The following is a 19,171-nucleotide window of genomic DNA, read 5'->3' as shown; positions in this document are numbered from 1 at the left end:
CCGCTGTACCTGTACCCAGGTCAGCGGCGAGAGGAAAAGGGGGGCAAGGTTTATGCTGCATACGAATAACCATCTTTTCTGTGAATAACTGAACAATACTTGTGGCTAATCCCTGACACTAATTCGCTCGGCGGAAATATTGAATGAGCCACTGGTTCTTACGGCAACACGTCCAACGTATGTACCAATTTTCTTGCCAGAGGTTACAATCGCTTTGACAATATCTCCCGTTTGAAAACCTTTAACAAACTTAAACCGGGGAACATAGCGAGATGGAAAGCCGAATTTGCCAGTGCGGCACATTTGACGTGTCCCGTGACCAGTTGCTTTGATCGATAGTGGCTTGCTTGTTAAAATCTTCAATGACTCAACCTTTCCGACACAAGCTGCATCTAGCCAATGAGTTTTAGGTAAATTTAATTGAATGCGGTTGAACTTCGTTAAGCCACCACTACCTGTAGAAACAGGCAAGCCAGTTGTACGGAGTCGATTAAATAATGTCCAACGAGTCGAATTGACGGCTGCTGCGTCTTTTAACGGACGTTTTGCTTGAGATAGAATCCGCTTCAAAATCTCTGGCTTTTTAGACAAGAATTGCTCAACATCTTGAGTACCTTTCTTTTTGTTGCAAGCATCGCAAGCAAGGCAAAGATTAGAAATGCGATTAGCTCCGCCTTTGGCTTTGGGATGAATGTGCTCGACTTGTAATGGTGTATTTATTTCACCACAGTAAGCGCATTTTCTCTCCCATTTGTTCAACAAATACTCGCGGATATCATAGCCATGCAAAACGCCTTGTTGGTACTCGATTCCAGAAATTTCTGGGTTTTCTAATTGCTGTAAGTCAAATCGGACAAGCTCTTGAGCAATAGAAGCAATGGGGGCGAGTTTCATCAATCTAGTCACCCATGTCAGTGTTGTTTCGACGCGGTGCTGCAAACTTGGGGCTAGCCAACCTTTAGGGCGAGTCCTGTTTGAGAATCTAGCCCGACGATAGCGGGTATGGCGATTTCTCCTGACTCTACGCAATGAAAGGCGAGATTCAAGGCTGGCTTTAATAGCTTGTCCTCGGTGTGTTAGCTCTGCACCAAAGATTACGTTTTCTCCTTGTATTAACGCAATTCCAGTAGTTCGAGAGCCAGGATCTATTTTGAGAGTGATTGGTTTTTGCGGTACTGTTACCTCTACTTTCAAAATTAGCGTAAATGGATACCTTTTGAAGACAGCAGCTTTGCCAATAGTTAGCAATTTACGTGCCAATCCTGGGCGGATTGGATTGAGCGGTCGTTTTTTGGTATCAAGTACAAAAACCAAATTAGACATTTAAGTCCTCCCTTACGGGGTAATGTTTGCTTCGTCAATGTTTAAGGTCGGTAACTATCTTAAAAGCACTGGCTTAACCCTTACACCTGTTTAACTTTTAAGTTCTAGAGCGGAAGACTAGCACGCATCCTCCGGTAGGTACTTCAACACTTACCTTAAACGTAGTGGGCGAACCACTTAGACTGGTCAACTAGGCAATTTCTGTGCCCGCGCTGTCTCGGTACTCCGAGCAGCGCCGGGTGATTGACTTTTTCCCACTTGACACTCGATCTGTAAAAAGCAGAAGGCCTTCATCTGTAAAGAAATCTCATTTTTTGCCGATCGACTGCCCCTACTTGGCGGAGGATACAGAAGCGGCCGCAGCCTCATCCAAAGTGCTAGCTAGCTGCACCGGCAACTGTCCCAAACGCTTTTTAACAGCATCAGCATCGATCTCTACCAGTCGCAGCACAACTTGGATGTGGCGGTTAGCGCGAGCTTTCCGTTCCAAATAGCCGGCTACTGCAGCGATTATTTCCTCAGTCTTGGAGGCGCTGCCCAAAATATTTACAAGTATCACCTTAACGCTTTTATCCTGAGCGACTAACTCCAGACCCAACTCCACGCGATCGCGCAGGGCATTTGCTGCATAGTAGCGGTCTAGGGAACCAATATTCACAAAATTAGCTGGTTTTCCTCCTTGGTGGGTTACAGCATCTAGAGTTGCCATTGTCAGGCCCACTCCGTTGCACAAAATCGCAATATTCCCGTCTAGTTCGATTAATTGCAGGGATTCGGAATTCGAGATTGGGGATTTAGATTTGGGGTCAAACTCCGGCGACTGCTGAACCTTGGACTGGGAATGGGAGCGATCGCCCCCAGCATGGGGACTTCTTCTTTCCCGTGCCAACCCGCCCAAGAGCTTCTTCTCCGAGAGTGCTGCCAAATCTGGATGTCGTCCCAAGGCATCGTCGTTGGCGGTGACTTTACCGTCTAAAGCCATTACCTCTCCCCTTGGACTGATGCCGAGAGGATTGATTTCTACTAAATCTAAATCTTTTTCGACAAACAGTCGGTACATTTTTTCGACAATAGTGCTCACCGATTGAATCAAGTCTCCCTGCAATCCCATTTTCAGCGTGAGACGCCTCGCGTAGAATGGGGAAAATTCTTGATCTACGGCAACTTGCTGCATTTGGTCGATCGACCCTTCGACATCCATACCTCCTTGGCTCGACCCCAGAAGCACCGGGCGTCGCGCTACGGGGTCTAGGAGTACCGCTAAGTACAATTCTTGGTCGGCGTTGTACTTTGCTTCTGCCAGCAGGACTTGGGGATATTCATCCTCGATCGGCAAATTAAAAATTGTTTGGGCTGCTGCTACTGCATCGATCGTATTTTCTACAAACTTGATACCGCCGGCCCTGCCCCGTCCCCCAGCCCGCACTTGCGATTTGAGTACAACGGGGTAAGGAATTTTCAGTCCTTTGAGGTCAGCGGGATTGTCAATCCGCTGCGACGGCAAAATCGGAATTGCCATCTGGCGAAATAATGATTTAGCTTGGTACTCTAACAAATCCATTTATCAATTACGGGTGACGGGTAGTTGGCAACAAGCAATTCGTCCTAATTGGCAATTCATAATTAATAGATAGTAATTGGTTTTTTGTCAAGTTAAAAGTTAAAAATTCTCGCTTTTATCTTTTAATTTTAGACTTTTGTATGGCCGATTACTTATTCGCTATTACCGCTCGCCGATTACCTATTACCTAAGCTGTTTCAAAGTGTTTTTTTCTCGAAATTGCCAAATTTTACTCTTAGGATCTGGCAGGGAGATATTTGGCGAGCGTTGGTGTTTTTTTGTCTCGCAAAATCTTCGGACTTTCGGCCATACTGTGCCGAGATATTTCTGCGAATTGTTTACTTGAGGCTATTAACAGCGCCTTGATGGACGGTTTTGACCCATTTGAGCCGCTTGGGCCGTACCGCAATCCGAGCCGTTACAGTCCCTACCAGCAGCCAGTGGAACATATACACAGTACCCCGCAGCGTTTGCAGCCCGGTGAGAAAAACTCGCCTTACGTCAAATTTGGTTTCTTTGCGAGTGCGGCGCAAACCGACAAACATTCCCACCACCGACAATGTAAGGGTCATAAAAGTTATGGGACTGGCGATCGGCATCCGGCGCAGCGCAATTGACATCACAAAGTCGGGTAGGGCTACTGTGGGTAAGAAATATTGAGATACCCAAAATCCAAATAAATCCCAAGTTTTCCCAGTTCCCATGCGGTTCCGCAAAATTAGCCGCCAGTAGTCAAGATAACGCTGATAGCCACCTTCTGCCCAGCGATTGCGCTGATGCCACAGAGCGCGAGCGTTAGTGACTCCTTCTTCTGACACGGCTGGGAAAGAGAGAAATTCAATGTCCCAGCGGTCTAGGTGCAGCCTCACCGTCAAATCCAGGTCGTCGGTAATCGTCTCCTCGTTCCAGCCTCCGCAGCCTTCCAAGGCGGTGCGGCGCATGAATTGGCCGTTACCGCGCAATTCTCCAATGCCGCCGATCGCAATCCGCTGCTGCTGGAAAAAACTGTCGAGAGCCATTTCTGCTTCTTGGCCGCGAGTCCAAAAATTTACCGAAGCATTGGCGATGGCTTTTCTGACTTGCACAGCCCCTACCTTTTCTGCATCGAACACCGGCAGTACCAGGCGCAGCAAGTCTGGCGTTACCGTCGCGTCGGCGTCAAATATTCCCACAAATTCCCCGCGAGTCAGCGGTAACACTTGATTCAGTGCTCCCGACTTGCCGCCGCTGGCATTTGCTCCTCTGCGAAATACTTTGAGCTGGGGGTACTTTTTGGTTAGCTGTTCCAATACTAGCGGCGTGGCGTCGCTGCTGTGATCGTCGATCGCCCAAACTTCGTAGCGGTCGATCGGATAATCTACATTGCAGATGGATTCTACGAATCGGGCAATCACCGCTTCCTCATTTTTCGCCGCTACCAGCAGCGACACATAGGGCCAATCCTCTCGACTTTCATCCGCAAGAGGCGGCAGTGCGGGCTTGGGCTGGGCAAACAAAACTCGAAATGCTTGCATCCACAGCAGTCCCGTCAACCCCCACACTACCCACGCACCCCAAGAAATCAAGTGCAGGGCGATCGTGCCGGCCCAAATCGCAGCCAGCACTGCGGCAGCTTTTCCGCGCCTTCCCCGGTACAGATTTTGAGGAAAGGAGGGAGTTCCCGGCACAGACACCGCCACCGGGAGCTCTGCTTTTGTTTCCGCGTCAAACACCCTGTCGCCAATGTCTGATATAGCAAATACTTTGCTCAGCTTCGAGTTCGAGGTCAAACTCTTGAGCTCTTCTTGAGCTAAATCAGAGATGTCCAAGTTAAGCTCGCTGCGAGCGTCGTTTTCTGGCCAAGAACTCTCCTGCATAGGTTACTTGATTCAACCACCAATAGTTTTTGATTTTAGATATAAGCATCTACTGTATCAGTTTCTGGGCTTTTGTCGAAAGCGGACGGGAGGACAACCAGCGGGTTCGGTGATTGTACGGCCCTGGTAAACAGGTACTGCATAGAGTATTTAGCTTGACTTTTGCTTGCGATCGACCTGGAATATCTGCTAGTTTTTTCAGGGGATCTAAACTATCTGTTAGTAATAATTGTCTGAGGTGGAAATATGTCTATTCCTCAACTCAAGCCAGCCGATGACAAAGAAGTGAAAGTCTACGCGCCTTTCTGTCAAGAGCCCAGGCGTAAGTTTTTACCGCACGCTATTGGCCTCTACAAGCTCAAAACCTTGGAGGGAGCAAGAAAAATTGACGGCGGGGAGAGCGTGCCGTTTGTCGCTAGTTGGAATATCTCGTCGCTGCCGATCGACTTAACCCGCTGTCGGGTGTTGTTTGACGGCAATGCTGATCTCAGCTACGAAGTGACTATGCAAAGCTCTGAGTTTGTTAGTTGCTTAATTGAGGTTCTCCTGACTTTTCAGCGAACTCGTACTGTCGATTTTTCTAAAACGTTTTACCGCAAGCTGATGCGAATGGATGAATAACTTTCACCGCAGTCGCACTCCCGAAAGTCCGCAATTGACAATCAAGCAATTTAATCCGGGGCCCCCGGATTGATTCGTGGATCGAGAAAAAAGCTCCTCGCTCCCGATCGCCAGCCCCCGGATTTATCAGTGGGCTTGCTTTCTTCAATCTAAAATCTCAAATCTAAAATCTAAAATCGATAGTCGCACTCCCGAAAGTCCGCAATTGACAATCAAGCAATTTAATCCGGGGCCCCCGGATTGATTCGGGGATCGAGAAAAAAGCTCAGAATCCCGATCGCCAGCCCCCGGATTTATCAGTGGGCTTGCTTTCTTCAATCTAAAATCTCAAATCTCAAATCTCAAATCGATTGACGGGCGCTATAACTGACCCACCAATAGTGTAAAGCCACGACGGCAACATTACATGATTGGGGAGCCAATTTTATTTGAGAAGCGGAAATAGTAAGTGAGTTGTTGGATCGTTCTCAATAATCCCTTTGGGGGTCAGCACTTATCCCCATTGCTAAAGTAAATCTACCGCAGTTTTCAGTTGAGCGTGATACAGAGTTCGCTACCTGTATTTCATCCAATTGAAAACTACTGTACTTTGTTCTGGTAAAAGTCCAAAAGTCTATTTCGGACATGGGTGCTGTGCGAGTAAGCGCGAGCGAAGCTATCGCCGTTAGGCGAATCGCGCCGTCCGATTTCGTTCAAATTTTGCGACTCGGTAGCTGAGAGGAAAGCGCTGTAGATCCGCCCAAGGAAAATTAATCTACAGCCCTTGACGGCGATCTGCCTAGCATCGCAATCAGCCCAAAGGCTGCCGAAATTCCAGCCCGCGCCGCCCGACAATTTATGTGTTTAGAAGCTAGAATCCCGATTATAAGGAGCTTATTGCTCGCATTGCCAGTGTTCAGCTTTAACGCGGGCGATCGCACTAATAATGAATAACTAATAATACATATAGCAACCCTAAATCATTCGCGTAATTATTGTAGGGGCAATCCCACGCCCAGTTGCCCCGATAGATAGGGGGTAGGCACTCTTAGCACTACCCCTACAAATTTACATGAATTATTTATGATTGCTATATCGATTGTCGATTATATGCAAGAATGATCGGGCAAGCACCGGGCTTGATTCCTACAAAATACCTGTATTATAACAATCCTTGCAGGAGTCGTATTTTTTTTACCCCACCCCAACCCTCCCTTACGAAGCGGAGGGGGTAAGAAATTCACAAATGATGCGAGGATTGGTATATACCCAACAAAAACTGCACCAAGCCCTATTAATAGGTTATTCCTAGTCAAATTCCCACTTATACCCTGTTATATTTATTTGATAAAAGTCGGTATTAATATCTAATTATAGCAAGAAACATGACTAAAAATTTATAATTTAAAATTTTTGATTAAAAAAATATCAGCGATAAATAATTATCAAAAACTGCTGGCAAAACAAACAATTTAAAAACTGGTTTTCCAAAATCAAGTAAAAAGAATGGGAAGAAAATGGTTGCGAACAGGTAAATAAAAAATTTTCGCCAAAAAACAATCTGCCCAAAAGCGACAAAATCGAGTATAATCGAGTATAATATATTATTTCTAAATTGAGGCTCAGTTCAGAAATACTGTTGAAAAACTAAATTTATTGAAATAGACAGGTGCACATTGAGGATTGAAGGCGTACCCAAATTGACTAAATATTTGCTGATCGGTTCCACAAAAGCTTACAGTGGCAAGTCTGCCATCGCCCTAGGGATGGCACTCGGACTCCGGGGAAAAGGACTGGCAGTCGCCTACGGCAAACCTCTGGGAACCTGTTTGAGCTCGCCCGGAGCTGGGATAGAGGACGAAGACGTGCGGTTCGCCGTAGAGACGCTGAATCTCTCAGAAAGTCAGATGCCGTCAACACTGCTGTATTTGGATGAAGAGACGGTTCACAAGCGTTTGCGGGGAGAAGACAAGACAGATTACCGCCAGTCTTTAGCGCAATATTTGCAAGCTCCCAGCGGAGACTTGGCGCTGTTAGAAGGCCCAGCTAATTTGGAGGAAGGCAGTCTGTTTGACTTGTCTTTGGCTCAAATCGCTGAGACAGTTGATGCCTCTGTGCTGTTGGTAGCTCGCCCGATCGATCTGTATATAGACGATTTGCTGTCGGCTAAACAGCGTTTGGGTTCGCGGTTGCTGGGCGTGGTACTCAATGACGTTCCCTCGGACAAACTCGAATCGGTAACGGCGACTGTGCGGCCTTTTCTGGAGGCTGCGGGTATTCCAGTTTTGGGAATGCTGCCGAGAAGTGCTTTGCTGCGAAGTGTCAGCGTCAAAGAATTGGTGCACCAATTAAAAGCTGATGTGCTGTGCCGTCGAGACCGTTTGGACTTGATGGTGGAAACCTTGACAATTGGCGCGATGAATGTTAGTTCGGCTATGAAGTATTTCCGCAAAGCGAGAAATATGGCGGTGGTGACGGGGGGCGATCGCACGGACATTCAGCTAGCTGCTCTGGAGAGCTCGACTCAGTGCTTAATTTTGACAGGCCACTTGCCTCCTTCTCCCCTAGTGATTGGCAGGGCAGAAGAAATGGAAATTCCGGTTTTGTCTGTTGATTTGGATACCTTAACCACGGTAGAAATTATCGACAGCACCTTTGGCAGCGTGCGCCTGCACGAACCGATCAAGGTGGAATGCGTTACTCAGCTAATGGCAGAACATTTTGACCTTGATGGCATGATGGCATCCTTGGGCCTGGGCGATCGAGTCCATTAAGAAGAGAGCCGGAGCTGAGAGAAGAAGGTATTCGGCAGAGAGAACTTTTTGTTTAAATAAATAAAAAGGTAAAATTCTTAAATTCTCAATTTTTCTTGAATTCTACCTTGATCTCTGGCTTCCTCAACTCTCCCGCTCCTCTAGTCTGATCCCGTAAATCAGCAATTCTTAACTTCTTTTTGGCGGCAATGGCTAGTGAGTCTGCTAAAATCCACAACGTAGTTTTATTTAATTTAATAAATTCTTTGAGTCAATCAATTGAGCTACCCAGAGTAGATGATTTTTTACAAGAACTTGCGGCGATCCAGCAAACCGGCTCCAAGCGGATTGCTCTTTTGGGTTCTCGCCACGTTCCTATTACCCACCAGCAGCTAATTGAGATGCTGAGCTACGCCATAGTTCTGGGAGGCAATCAGCTCATCACTTCTGGCGCTACAGGCACCAATTCAGCCGCAATTCGGGGGGCAATGCGAGCAGATCCTAATCTGCTGACGGTGATTTTGCCACAAAGCATGAGTCGCCAGCCTCGGGAGTCTCGCGACCAACTCGAACAAGTGATACATTTGGTAGAAAATCCCAAAAATGATAGCTTGTCTCTCCCGGAAGCAAGCGCCATGTGCAATCAGGAGATTATTTCTCGCTGCCAGCAACTGATATGTTTTGCTTTTCACGAAAGCCACACTTTGCTGAAAACTTGCCAGGATGCGGAGGAACAGCGCAAGGTGGTTACTCTGTTCTATTTTGATTGAACTGCGAGGCGGATGATGCTGTTGGGATTACCTGTGTCGGTTATTCTGCTTGATTGTATTGCTGCTGCGGCTGCGCTGGTGTACGCACCGTTTTTGGTGGTGGCGTTCGCCCGCTTGCAGCTAGGCTATGACCAAGCAGCCCCCCGCGCTATGTTTGAGAGGTTGCCTGCTTACGCTCAGCGGGCAACTTGGGCTCACCAAAATTCGTTTGAGACGTTTATGCTGTTTTCAGCGGCGGCTTTGATGGCTTTTGTGACGGGGGTAGATTCGGAACCGGCGGGTTGGGCTGCGATCGCTTTTACGATCGCCCGGTTGTTGTTTTCGGTTTTCTATATTCTCAATGTGCCACTGGGGCGATCGCTCATGTTTGCGATTAGTTCTTCTTGCACTGTTTCTTTATTCTATTTCAGTTTAATGGCTGTTAACGGCTAATTTTCAGTAGTCATTGGTTATTGGTTATTGGTTATTGGTTATTGGTTATTGGTTAGTTGTTAATGCCCAATGCCCTGTTTGGCCAATGCCCAATGCCCAATGCCCAATGCCCAATGCCCCATTACCAATTACTAATTTATGGCTGCTAGTTATTCCTTTGATATTGTCAGCGAGTTCGATCGGCAAGAATTAGTCAATGCTGTTGACCAAACTGTGCGGGAAATTCAAAGCCGCTACGATTTGAAAGATACAAAAACCACTCTAGAATTGGGCGCTGAAGCAATTACTGTCAATACGGACAGCGAATTTACTCTCGACGCAATTCACACTGTTTTGCAAACTAAAGCCGCCAAGCGCAATTTGTCTCTGAAAATTTTTGATTATGGGAAAATTGAAGCTGCTAGTGGTACTAGAGTACGCCAAGAAATCAAACTGAAAAAAGGGATTGACCAGGAAATTGCCAAGAAAATCACTAAATTAATTCGAGATGAGTTTAAAAAGATTCAAGGCTCGATTCAAGGTGATGCAGTGCGGGTTTCGGCTAAGGATAAGGATGAGTTGCAGTTGGTGATTCAACGCTTGAAGCAAGAAGACTATCCGATGGCTTTGCAGTTTACCAATTACAGGTAAATTTGATAGTTTATCGGGACTTCAGTCCTCATACGTGGTGACGAATCAGGACTTTAGTCCTGATTAGAAACAACTTTTTACCTACTTAATATTAAATATCTAAACCCGTGACAGTTAAGTCGGGAGGATGTTCGACAACAAACTGGTAATATAACTCTTGCTTTGCTTGCGGCGGCAGAGACATTATCCATTCTAGCAGTCCCATTTCACCTGCTACTATCTTCGGATTAGTGAGAGTCGATCGCACTTTAATTTGTTCATTGCGGCTGACTGGCAATTGCTCTTGTAGTGTCAGGTGTACCTGCACCTGCTGCAAGTTTGTCACATTTAAGCGATAAGCGTAACTCGTGCGCCTCTGCTGACCGATCAGTTTTTTATCTACTTGTCTTTCTACTAATTCCCGCTCTATTTTTAACCGTTCATCTATTCCTAAATTCAGTTTATATTCTTGGCCGGGGGAAACATTTTCTAACTGCAAACTGCCGACAAAAGTGTTATCGCGAAAGATATTTGCTTTACCGGGAAGCAGAGTTGCACCTGTCAGCGGATTCACAACAACTGCTTGCAAATAGGCAAAACTGACTAATCGCGGGACGGCTATATATTCAGGTTTAAACGGATAATTTTCGCCGAAAATAGTAACTTTGTGCGGTGTGCCGTCGCTGGGAATCTTGGTATTTCCGCCTACTTGAAATGAGACGGTGCCGCCTTCTTTCGATATTTGGGCTGTGGCGGTTTGAGCTTCTATGGGTTCGGGTGCTGCAGAAACACTAGGCTCAGTCATCATGGCTAATGCTACTTCGTTTGCACCTGATTTAGAATCGTATGATGCCATACTTCTTGTCATTCCCGCTCTGTGAAATTCTGCTGGAGGCGATTTTGAGCGAAGAATATCGATATACCAGGATTCTAATTTGGGGGGTAGCATTCCCATTCCGGGTTTTGCTGTAGATAAAGTCAGCGCTACTCCCGTCCAATCTTCGCCTGTATTTTGATTGACTTCGGCTAGGTAATTGAGATTAATTTGGTTGTTGTTAGTGTTGACTCGCAAGTCGTAAAGGGGAGTCCAACGGGCTCGCATGACTACATAGGAAACTTCTAGTTCAAAATTGCCGATGCCGCTGGGTTCAATGGCAACAATGATGTTAAAGCTTTGCTGAGAATGGGGAGTTTGTACTTGGCGCAACTGTTGCTGCAAAGCTTCTATTTGCTTGTCTAATTCGCGCTGCTGTTTTTCGTGTTGGGCGATCGCACTTATGTATTTTAGGTAATTAGTTCCTAAAAAGTTGAGCAATTCGCCAGTTTCGTTTAAACCTACCTGCTGTTTGGCGATGCTGCTGGAAAAGAATCCGACGCTTTTTTCGCTCAAACCTTCCACAAATTTGAGCTGAATTTTTCTGGCGGTTATTTTGTCGTTAATTCCCCGTCTTTGGGTTTGTAACTCCTGAATTTGTTGGGTTAATTCGGCGGTGCGATCGCCCACTGGTTCGCTGCTAAACACTGTTTCGGTTCGCACTCCCAGCAATCGCACTGCAACTGTACCCGCACCCGTGGCCCTGACTGACTCTGTGTCGAGGGTTGCGGGTACAGAGGCGATCGCCAATTCTCGCTCGTTTCCCGTCAGAGATACCGTACCGCGGCGCGTCACCAAAGCGCGATCGGTGTAAACTGTAACTTCGGATATGCTAGTATTTAGTGTTTTAATGGTATCAGAATTAAGTATTTCTGAGTCAGTCATTGCCAGTTGCTCCTATTTAATAACCGTTTAGTCGATCGAGCTATTTCAAAAGTAGTTGGTCGATTAATTTTCCCGATCGCCCATTCCTCTAGAAAATTCCTCAAGCGCATCCAAAGGCGAAGCAAACAAAATACAGCGCTTCAGCAAAGACAACTCTAACTCCGGCAGTATTTCGCTGCTAGCAATGCGATCGTAACCTTCCTCTCGCAGATGGTAAAGCTCTAGAGTGCCATCTTCCCAAAACCAGACTTCCGGGACTCCCATCAGTCGATATTTCTGAAGTTTAATCGGACTACCGCTAGTAATGACTACCTCAATACACAAATCGGGAACATCTTTATCTGTTCCGAAACAATAAGACAAATCTGCCTGATACTCGACTTTCCCCTCAACAATTTGACTGTAACTGCCACTCGGAAAAAATTGTATTCTATTAAATTGAAAAAAATTGCTCAGTAGCGCTGCAATCAGACATCGAGTTGCCTCGTGAGGTTTACTGATTCCCACAATTTCTAGAACTCCATCACAATAAAATAAGCGTACATTCGGCACGTCTTCAAAACTAGCTTGAATTGCTTTGAATTGATGCCATGTCAAACCGCGCCAAGTAAAACGCTGTTCGGCCGCAGGAGAAATTGTTGGATTGTCTACAGTTTGAAGCATGATTTTTTTATTGATGTTCAAAATGGTAGCGGGGTGGGCGGGTTTACGAGATCGTTAGTTTTAGAACATTGATGGTTGCTCAAACCCGCCCCGTGGGTTAATTTTAGCTTAGTGGCTCGATTCCCGCCAAATCCAAAATTTGAGGAATTAAATCTTCTCGTTTGACGGCCATCATGTGAACTCCTTGACAAATCTGCCGCGCTAGCTTGACTTGTTCGGCAGCAATTTTTATGCCTTCCTGCAAGGGTTCTGGAGCTTTTGCTAAACGATCGATCGTCTCTTGTGGGATGTGAACTCCCGGCACGTATTTTTTAATAAATTCAGCATTTTTAGCTGATTTAAACAAAAATATTCCTGCTAAAACTGGCTTGTTGCAGCCCGCAGCAATATTGTGCATAAACTTATCTAAAAGTTCAAAATCTGTTATTAATTGACTCTGAAAAAACTGTGCTCCAGCCTCTACTTTTTTCTCAAATCTACTTTGTAAACCAGACCAACTGGGGCATTGCGGATCGACGGCAGCACCGACAAATAAATCGGTAAATCCGTCTGTTAAAGGTTTGTCATTCCAGTCTTTGCCGCCATTCATTTTTTGAATGACTTGCAACAGTCGTACTGATTCCAAGTCGAATACACTTTTTGCTTTAGGATGGTCGCCCGCTTTGACGGGATCGCCTGTAAGTGCTAATACATTGCGGATGCCTAAAGCGTGGGCTCCCATGAGATCGGCTTGCAGACCAATTTGATTGCGATCGCGACAAGCAACTTGACAAATTGGCTCAATTCCGTGCTGCACTAAAATTGCCGAAACTGCTAGGGGGCACATTCGCATCACTGCGCGACTCCCGTCGGTGATATTAATGGCGTGCACTCTGTTTTTGAGGCGTTGGGCCATTTGAATTGTGTGAGTCATGTCGCCACCTTTTGGCGGGGCCACTTCGGCGGTAATTATAAATTCTCCGGGGGTGGTGCAGGCTGTGCGAAAACGGTTCATGATTATTTTTCTGTTATTGGTTATTTGTTATTTGACAGTTGACAGTTGTTAGTTGACAGTTGGCAGTTGTTATTCTTAACCAGTAACCAATAACAACTAACCACAAACCACTAAACAGGTAAAGAATAACCGAAAGCTGTCTTAACCTTAGTTAGAGTTTGATTAGCAATAGCTTCTGCTTGTTCTCTTCCACGACGTAGTACAGACTCTAAATATCCCCGATCGTCCATTATTTCCTTGTATTTATCCTGAATTGGTTTGAGGGCATTAATTGTCGTCTCTGTCAGCAAGGGTTTAAAATCTCCCCAACCCATGTTTTCACACTCCGCTGCTACTTCTTCTTTAGATTTGCCGGAAAGCAGGAGATAAAGTGTCAGCAAATTTCTAGCTTCGGGGCGATCGGGGTCGTCAAAAGTCAAACCGCGCACGGCATCGGTTTTGCAGCGCTTGATTTTTTTGGCGATCGCATCTGGCGAATCCAATAAATTAATTCGACTTTGTTCGGAAGGGTCAGATTTCGACATTTTGCGCGTGCCATCTGTCAAACTCATCACCCTCGCACCGTCAGTCCGAATTAAGGGTTCGGGAAGTTTCAATACGGGCTTTTCGGGTGTGCCGAATTGGTGATTTAATCTGATGACAATATCGCGGGTGAGTTCCAAATGCTGTTTTTGGTCTTCTCCCACTGGCACTTTGTCGGCATCGTAAAGCAAAATGTCTGCTGCCATTAACACCGGATAATTTAGCAAACCAGCGTTGACATTTTCGCCTTGTTTAACTGCTTTTTCTTTAAACTGAATCATATCTTCGAGCCAGTTAATCGGCGTAATACAGTTGAGCAGCCATGCTAGTTCTGTGTGCGCCGTGACGTGGGATTGCACGAAAATAGTAGAATATTCTAAATCGATGCCGCAAGCTAAATAGAGTGCGGCGATCGTGTAAGTGTCGGAGGCTAGAGTTGCTGGATTGTGCGGTGCGGTAATGGCGTGCAAATCGACTACGCAGAAGTAATTTTCGTACTGACTTTGATTTTCTACCCAGTTGCGAATGGCACCGAGATAATTGCCGAGGTGAAGATTGCCGGTTGGCTGAACTCCTGAAAGAACGCGCTGTTTGCCCATGAGGAAAGAATAGAATTGAACTCACATTTCTATATTGACACGTTATTTCAATTTCAGAGCCACTAATTTTCTGGCGGTTGACTGCTGACTGCTGACTGCTGACTGTTGACTGACAACTAACAACTGACGACTGACAACTGACAACTGACTAATTACCAATCTGTCAGCAACCTTGCTTTCCGCAAAACAAATGTCAGAATAGTTTCTTCGCCGGTAATAATATCGGCTCTGCCTTCCATTCCCGATTGAATCGAATACTGGCGGGGGACATTAGCCTGGGGGTTGCCGAAGAATTGGCCCTTGGCGGATTTGAGTTTTGTTAAATAAGTTTGTTCGGGCTTAATTGCCACTTCGTAATAAGCTGTACCTAAATTATTAGTGGGATTTTGAGGGGCGATCGCATCTGGGGCGATTTCGCTGACAGTTCCTTTTAATGTGCCGTAATCGGGGAAAGGCAAAGCCGAAATCCTGATCTGTACGGGTTGGCCGATTTGGATGCGGGCGATGTCTTGGGATGTCACCTTGGCTTTGACTACCAGGGGTACGTCGCTGGGGACGATTTGGGCGATCGCACTGCCGGCTTGTACGGTTTGACCAGTATTTCGTACTTCCAATCTGAGAATTGTACCATCCGTGGGCGTGCGGATCACGCTATTTTCGAGTTTTAACTCAATTTGATTTAGTTCTTTTTTAGCTTGAATTAATTGTTGTTGAATGGACGATCGCTTGACGAGCAAAACCCGCCGACTTCGGCCCAGTCTCTCGGCGACATCCGGCAGCGGTGTGGCGATTTTTACTAAAGCGGATTCGATTAATTCCTGTTGGGCGGAAGTTTCACTTTGGATGCTTTTAAATTGGGCGCTGGCCAAAATTTGATTTTCTAAGTCGCGAAGTTGCTGGTTGATTTGCTGTGCTGTGGTTTGAGACTGATTAATTATTTCTTGTAACTGCTGTTGTTGAGCGCCCAAACGCGAAGCATCTACAACTGCGATCGCATCTCCTTCTTGTACTCTCTGATTCTCGCTGACAGCAATGCTTTCGACGGTTCCTTCGGTGGCGGCTTGCACGACGCGCACTTCTCCGGCTGGACGGACGATCGCGTCTGCTTTGACTGTAGCGCTGTATTTGGTGACGCTAGCAAGGGCGATCGCCCCGCCAAAGGTCGCCACCATCAAAATGCCCCCCAAAGTCGTCCAGCGGCTGACAGGGGGCAAAAACTGGTCGTTATCAAAGGTTTCAGCGGGTGTGGCTTCGGGAGTCAGAGACATGGCGGCAAGGGGGAGAGGGGAATAGTTTGGAGTTTGGAGTTTTGAGTTGGGGAAGAGGGAGAGATCGCTGATTTCTTTTGTCACTTTTACTCTCACCTTTCCGGAAACCAAGAATAGGTTTAGAAGTCTAAATCAAAATTCACAGGGTAAAGGTAAAAATCCGCACAGCTTTGCCGTTCCCACCCACAAAGTTCGCCAAATATCAAGAGGAGTGAAGCCAGCGGGCTACTGTCATTCGATTTTAGATTTTAGATTTTAGATTTTGGATTGACTTGCGCGAGATAAATGCTCTTTCTTGAGGATTTTCGATTTGGGATTGATTGCACGGATAAATCACGTGGCGGGTATCACATGAAGAAATTCGCGGTCATGAAAATACGGCGTTTCCGCCATAACTTTTGGCGCTGTTACCGGGTTTTTACTGTATGCGTAGGTAGTAAGTAAGTACATAGGTATCAATAGGAGTTATTTATGCCAGAAAACCAACAAGGTTCACTCTTCATCGAACTAACCGATGGAGAATCTGCTACTGTCAACGGTGGCTGCATTACCAGCGGTGTTAGTAGCGCTAATAACAACAGCGAGACGGATAACAGCAGCAGCTATGGCCTGAATATGCTGTTTTTCCTGCCACCGCCTAGGCAGTTTTATCTGTACGATCCGAGCCGCGATCGCCCTTACCCAACCCTAGTGGTTTAGATAGCTGAGTCAAGTTGTGCGATCGAGTAAATTTTGAAATTTTATCAGTAGTATTCCGGAGGTCGTACAGAACCACAAGAAGTATTACTCAGTATTTACACTAGGGTCTAGAAATTAAATAATATTTCTAGTTTTCCTTCAATTTTATTAAGTTAAACGGAGTCCAATCATGAAAGAAACAAAGGACAATTCACTGTTTGCTGAACTTACATCTGAAGAATCAGCTAGCGTCAACGGCGGTCACTATTATGCCAATCGATACAATTGTCACCGGCAGCGGCGCAGTTGGGTCGTGTACCGCCGGAATTACGACGGTTCATACAGAAGAGTAGTCCGCTACGCCTACTACTAAAGTTTAGTGCTAGTCAATTCAGATTTATAACTGTGGAATCGAGAAAGCACCCATAACTTTATGGGTGCTTTTTGCTGATTGGGTAGTTGGTGATGAGTAATCTTCTTTATGCTCTACCATTATTCATTTTGCAAAATGTTAAAGAACATCCCTTTGATCGGCAAAGTGCCATTATTCGGACAAGTTAACAGGTTTAAGAAATATCAGGTTGTTCTCCAGCAGAGCGAAGAAGATTGCGGGGCGGCTTGTTTGGCTTCGATCGCGAAATTTTACGGACAAAATTTTACTATTAGCCGCTTGCGAGAATGTGCGGGCACCGACCAAAAAGGGACGAGTTTACTTGGCTTGAAACAAGGTGCTGAGGCGATCGGCTTTAATGCTCGATCGGTGCGAGCAGCCGCTGCAATTTTAGACAAGCTCGATGATGCCCCTCTACCGATGATTATTCACTGGAGCGGCTCTCACTGGGTTGTTTTGTACGGAAAACAGGGCAACCAATATGCGATCGGCGATCCAGCCGTCGGTATGCGCTATGTTTCTAAAGCAGAATTAGCAGCAGCTTGGACAGATTGGCTGTGCTTGCTAGTAGAACCCGATGCTGAGCGGTTTTTTGCAGCAGCAGAGGGTCAACCGCCCGCCAATTCTTTAGAAAAATGGATGCGCCGGATTGGGATTTATCGCCCGCTTTTAATGGAAGCATTTTTGCTAAATGCAGTGTTGGGTTTGCTGTCAATTTCTTCGCCTTTTCTAGTTCAAATGCTCACCGACGACATCCTGGTGCGGGGAGACAGACAACTCCTGGCAAGCGTGGCGATCGCAGTTATAGTTATGAACCTTTTTAGCAGCAGTTTAGGATTGGTACAATCGAACTTAATTGCTCAGTTTTCCCAGCGTTTAGAATTGGGATTGGTGATGGAATTCGCGCGCAAATTCCTGCGATTGCCTTTGAGTTTTTACGAAACTAGACGCAGTGGCGAAATTGTCAGTAGATTACAAGATATCCAAGAAATCAATAAATTAGTTTCTCAAGTCGCTATCAGCTTGCCTAGTCAATTTTTTATAGCTGTAGTTTCTTTTATTTTTATGTTATTTTACAGCAAGGAGCTGACGTTAGCCGCTACAGCTATAGCTCTGTTAATGACTGCCTCTACAGTGGTATTTCTGCCCGCATTGCAGCAAAAAACGCGCAGTTTATTGGTGTTGGAAGCCGAAACTCAAGGCGTTTTAGTAGAAACTTTTAAAGGCGCGCTGACGGTCAAAACTACTAGCAGCGGCCAGCAACTTTGGGAAGAATTTCAAACCCGCTTCGGTCGCTTAGCAAAGCTGACTTTCCGCACTACACAAATTGGCATTCTCAACAATATATTTTCGAGTTTTGTTGCCTCTGCTGGCAGCATTACTCTGCTGTGGCTTGGTAGCGGTTTAGTGATTGACAAGGTATTGAGTATCGGTCAGTTGCTAGCGTTTATTAGTATGAATCAAAACGTTACTAATTGGGTAAATTCGCTAGTAGGATTTACTGATGAAATGACTCGCGTGCAGACAGCAACTCAAAGGCTGTCGGAAGTGATCGATGCTGAACCGGAAACTAAAGACAATACGAATAAACCTTTTGTAACTATTCAAGACCGCGACGGTATTGTTTGCAAGAGTGTTAATTTTCACTACCCCGGCAGACTTGATTTGCTGGAAAATTTTTCTGTCACATTTCCCGGCGGTCAAGCAATTGCTTTAATCGGCCATTCCGGCTGCGGAAAAAGTACGCTAGCCAAAGTAATTGCTGGTCTGTACCCGCTGCAAGCTGGTAATATTAGAATAGGCGGTTACAACTTGCAGGATTTGTCTCTTGACAGTCTCAGACAGCAGGTAGTATTGGTTCCCCAAGAAGCGCATTTTTGGAGCCGTTCGATTCTAGAAAATTTTCGATTGGGCAGTCCAGATATCAGCTTTGAACAGATTGTGAAAGCGTGTAAAATTGCGGGCGCGGATGAATTTATTAGCCAATTGCCGGATAAATATCAAACTGTTTTAGGGGAGTTTGGAGCGAATATTTCTGGCGGACAAAGACAGAGATTGGCGATCGCCCGCGCCATTCTCAACAACCCACCCGTATTGATTTTAGACGAATCTACCGCAGGGCTTGACCCCGCAAGCGAAGCGGAAGTTTTAGAACAGTTGTTGATGTATCGGCACGGGAAAACGACGATTTTTATCAGTCACAGGCCGCGAGTGATCGATCGCGCCGATTGGATTATCATGTTAGAACGGGGTAGGTTGAAAATGCAAGGCTCGGCTGCAAAATTGCGATCGATTCCAGGAGACCATTTAGAGTTTTTGCATCCTTGAGCTAGTTAATAAAACAACAGGTTGAAATCTGTCCCTACACAAACAAAACCAGCCTCGGCGGTTTA

15 protein-coding genes and 1 pseudogene are annotated in these 19,171 nt (G+C 45.9%); 8 read left to right on the top strand and 8 right to left on the bottom strand.

The window, feature by feature from the left end; genetic code table 11:
* Positions 1 to 50 precede the first annotated feature (50 nt).
* The 3 genes and pseudogenes from iscB to QUB39_RS00135 all read right to left on the bottom strand — a co-directional run bounded on the left by iscB (position 51) and on the right by QUB39_RS00135 (position 4,740).
* Positions 51 to 1,323: pseudogene (gene iscB, locus QUB39_RS00145) on the bottom strand (RNA-guided endonuclease IscB).
* Positions 1,324 to 1,654: 331 nt separating this feature from the next.
* Positions 1,655 to 2,884 (bottom strand): succinate--CoA ligase subunit beta, encoded by a 1,230-nt coding sequence (locus tag QUB39_RS00140; protein WP_333055463.1) that lies wholly within the window; start codon positions 2,882 to 2,884, stop codon positions 1,655 to 1,657.
* Between the two features lie 338 nt (positions 2,885 to 3,222).
* Positions 3,223 to 4,740: a glycosyltransferase family 2 protein gene (locus QUB39_RS00135; RefSeq protein WP_333055464.1), complete on the bottom strand. Its 1,518-nt coding sequence runs from the start codon at positions 4,738 to 4,740 to the stop codon at positions 3,223 to 3,225.
* A gap of 246 nt (positions 4,741 to 4,986) precedes the next feature.
* Between QUB39_RS00135 and ebsA the strand changes: the two genes are divergently transcribed.
* The 5 genes from ebsA (at position 4,987) to QUB39_RS00110 (ending at position 9,925) form a co-directional block, all read left to right on the top strand.
* Complete coding sequence (gene ebsA, locus QUB39_RS00130) at positions 4,987 to 5,361, top strand: type IV pilus biogenesis protein EbsA (protein WP_333208996.1); 375 nt, start codon at positions 4,987 to 4,989, stop codon at positions 5,359 to 5,361.
* Between the two features lie 1,655 nt (positions 5,362 to 7,016).
* On the top strand, positions 7,017 to 8,114 hold the full coding sequence (locus QUB39_RS00125; protein WP_333055465.1) for a phosphotransacetylase family protein: 1,098 nt from the start codon (positions 7,017 to 7,019) through the stop codon (positions 8,112 to 8,114).
* A 245-nt stretch (positions 8,115 to 8,359) separates the two neighbouring features.
* Positions 8,360 to 8,863, top strand: coding sequence for a DNA recombination-mediator protein A (locus QUB39_RS00120; protein ID WP_190744281.1), 504 nt, complete (start codon positions 8,360 to 8,362; stop codon positions 8,861 to 8,863).
* Between the two features lie 15 nt (positions 8,864 to 8,878).
* Complete coding sequence (locus QUB39_RS00115; protein WP_333055489.1) at positions 8,879 to 9,295, top strand: MAPEG family protein; 417 nt, start codon at positions 8,879 to 8,881, stop codon at positions 9,293 to 9,295.
* Positions 9,296 to 9,433: 138 nt separating this feature from the next.
* Positions 9,434 to 9,925 (top strand): YajQ family cyclic di-GMP-binding protein, encoded by a 492-nt coding sequence (locus QUB39_RS00110; RefSeq protein WP_333208994.1) that lies wholly within the window; start codon positions 9,434 to 9,436, stop codon positions 9,923 to 9,925.
* A gap of 91 nt (positions 9,926 to 10,016) precedes the next feature.
* Here the strand turns inward: QUB39_RS00110 and QUB39_RS00105 are convergent, their stop codons facing one another.
* From QUB39_RS00105 to QUB39_RS00085, 5 genes are all read right to left on the bottom strand, one after another.
* Complete coding sequence (locus QUB39_RS00105; RefSeq protein WP_333208992.1) at positions 10,017 to 11,663, bottom strand: mucoidy inhibitor MuiA family protein; 1,647 nt, start codon at positions 11,661 to 11,663, stop codon at positions 10,017 to 10,019.
* A gap of 63 nt (positions 11,664 to 11,726) precedes the next feature.
* Positions 11,727 to 12,326 (bottom strand): Uma2 family endonuclease, encoded by a 600-nt coding sequence (locus QUB39_RS00100; protein ID WP_333055468.1) that lies wholly within the window; start codon positions 12,324 to 12,326, stop codon positions 11,727 to 11,729.
* Between the two features lie 103 nt (positions 12,327 to 12,429).
* Positions 12,430 to 13,320, bottom strand: a complete 891-nt coding sequence (locus tag QUB39_RS00095) for a methylenetetrahydrofolate reductase (protein ID WP_333055469.1) — start codon at positions 13,318 to 13,320, stop codon at positions 12,430 to 12,432.
* Between the two features lie 110 nt (positions 13,321 to 13,430).
* Positions 13,431 to 14,441 carry a tryptophan--tRNA ligase gene (gene trpS, locus QUB39_RS00090; protein WP_333055470.1) on the bottom strand — a complete coding sequence of 337 codons (1,011 nt, stop codon included), beginning with the start codon at positions 14,439 to 14,441 and terminating at the stop codon, positions 13,431 to 13,433.
* Positions 14,442 to 14,593: 152 nt separating this feature from the next.
* Complete coding sequence (locus tag QUB39_RS00085) at positions 14,594 to 15,793, bottom strand: HlyD family efflux transporter periplasmic adaptor subunit (protein ID WP_333208989.1); 1,200 nt, start codon at positions 15,791 to 15,793, stop codon at positions 14,594 to 14,596.
* Positions 15,794 to 16,180: 387 nt separating this feature from the next.
* Here QUB39_RS00085 and QUB39_RS00080 point away from each other — a divergent pair, with 387 nt between their 5' ends.
* From QUB39_RS00080 to QUB39_RS00070, 3 genes are all read left to right on the top strand, one after another.
* Positions 16,181 to 16,408, top strand: a complete 228-nt coding sequence (locus QUB39_RS00080) for a secretion protein HlyD (protein ID WP_333055472.1) — start codon at positions 16,181 to 16,183, stop codon at positions 16,406 to 16,408.
* 169 nt (positions 16,409 to 16,577) lie between these two features.
* A complete protein-coding gene (locus QUB39_RS00075; RefSeq protein ID WP_333055473.1) occupies positions 16,578 to 16,760 on the top strand; it encodes a hypothetical protein in 183 nt (60 codons plus the stop codon).
* 135 nt (positions 16,761 to 16,895) lie between these two features.
* Positions 16,896 to 19,106, top strand: coding sequence for a peptidase domain-containing ABC transporter (locus tag QUB39_RS00070; protein WP_333055474.1), 2,211 nt, complete (start codon positions 16,896 to 16,898; stop codon positions 19,104 to 19,106).
* The last annotated feature ends 65 nt before the right edge of the window (positions 19,107 to 19,171 follow it).

The organism is Microcoleus sp. AT8-B5 (genome assembly GCF_036705565.1).
In the GTDB taxonomy this organism is placed as follows: Bacteria; Cyanobacteriota; Cyanobacteriia; order Cyanobacteriales; family Microcoleaceae; genus Microcoleus.
This window is presented reverse-complemented; position numbering and strand designations above follow the sequence as displayed.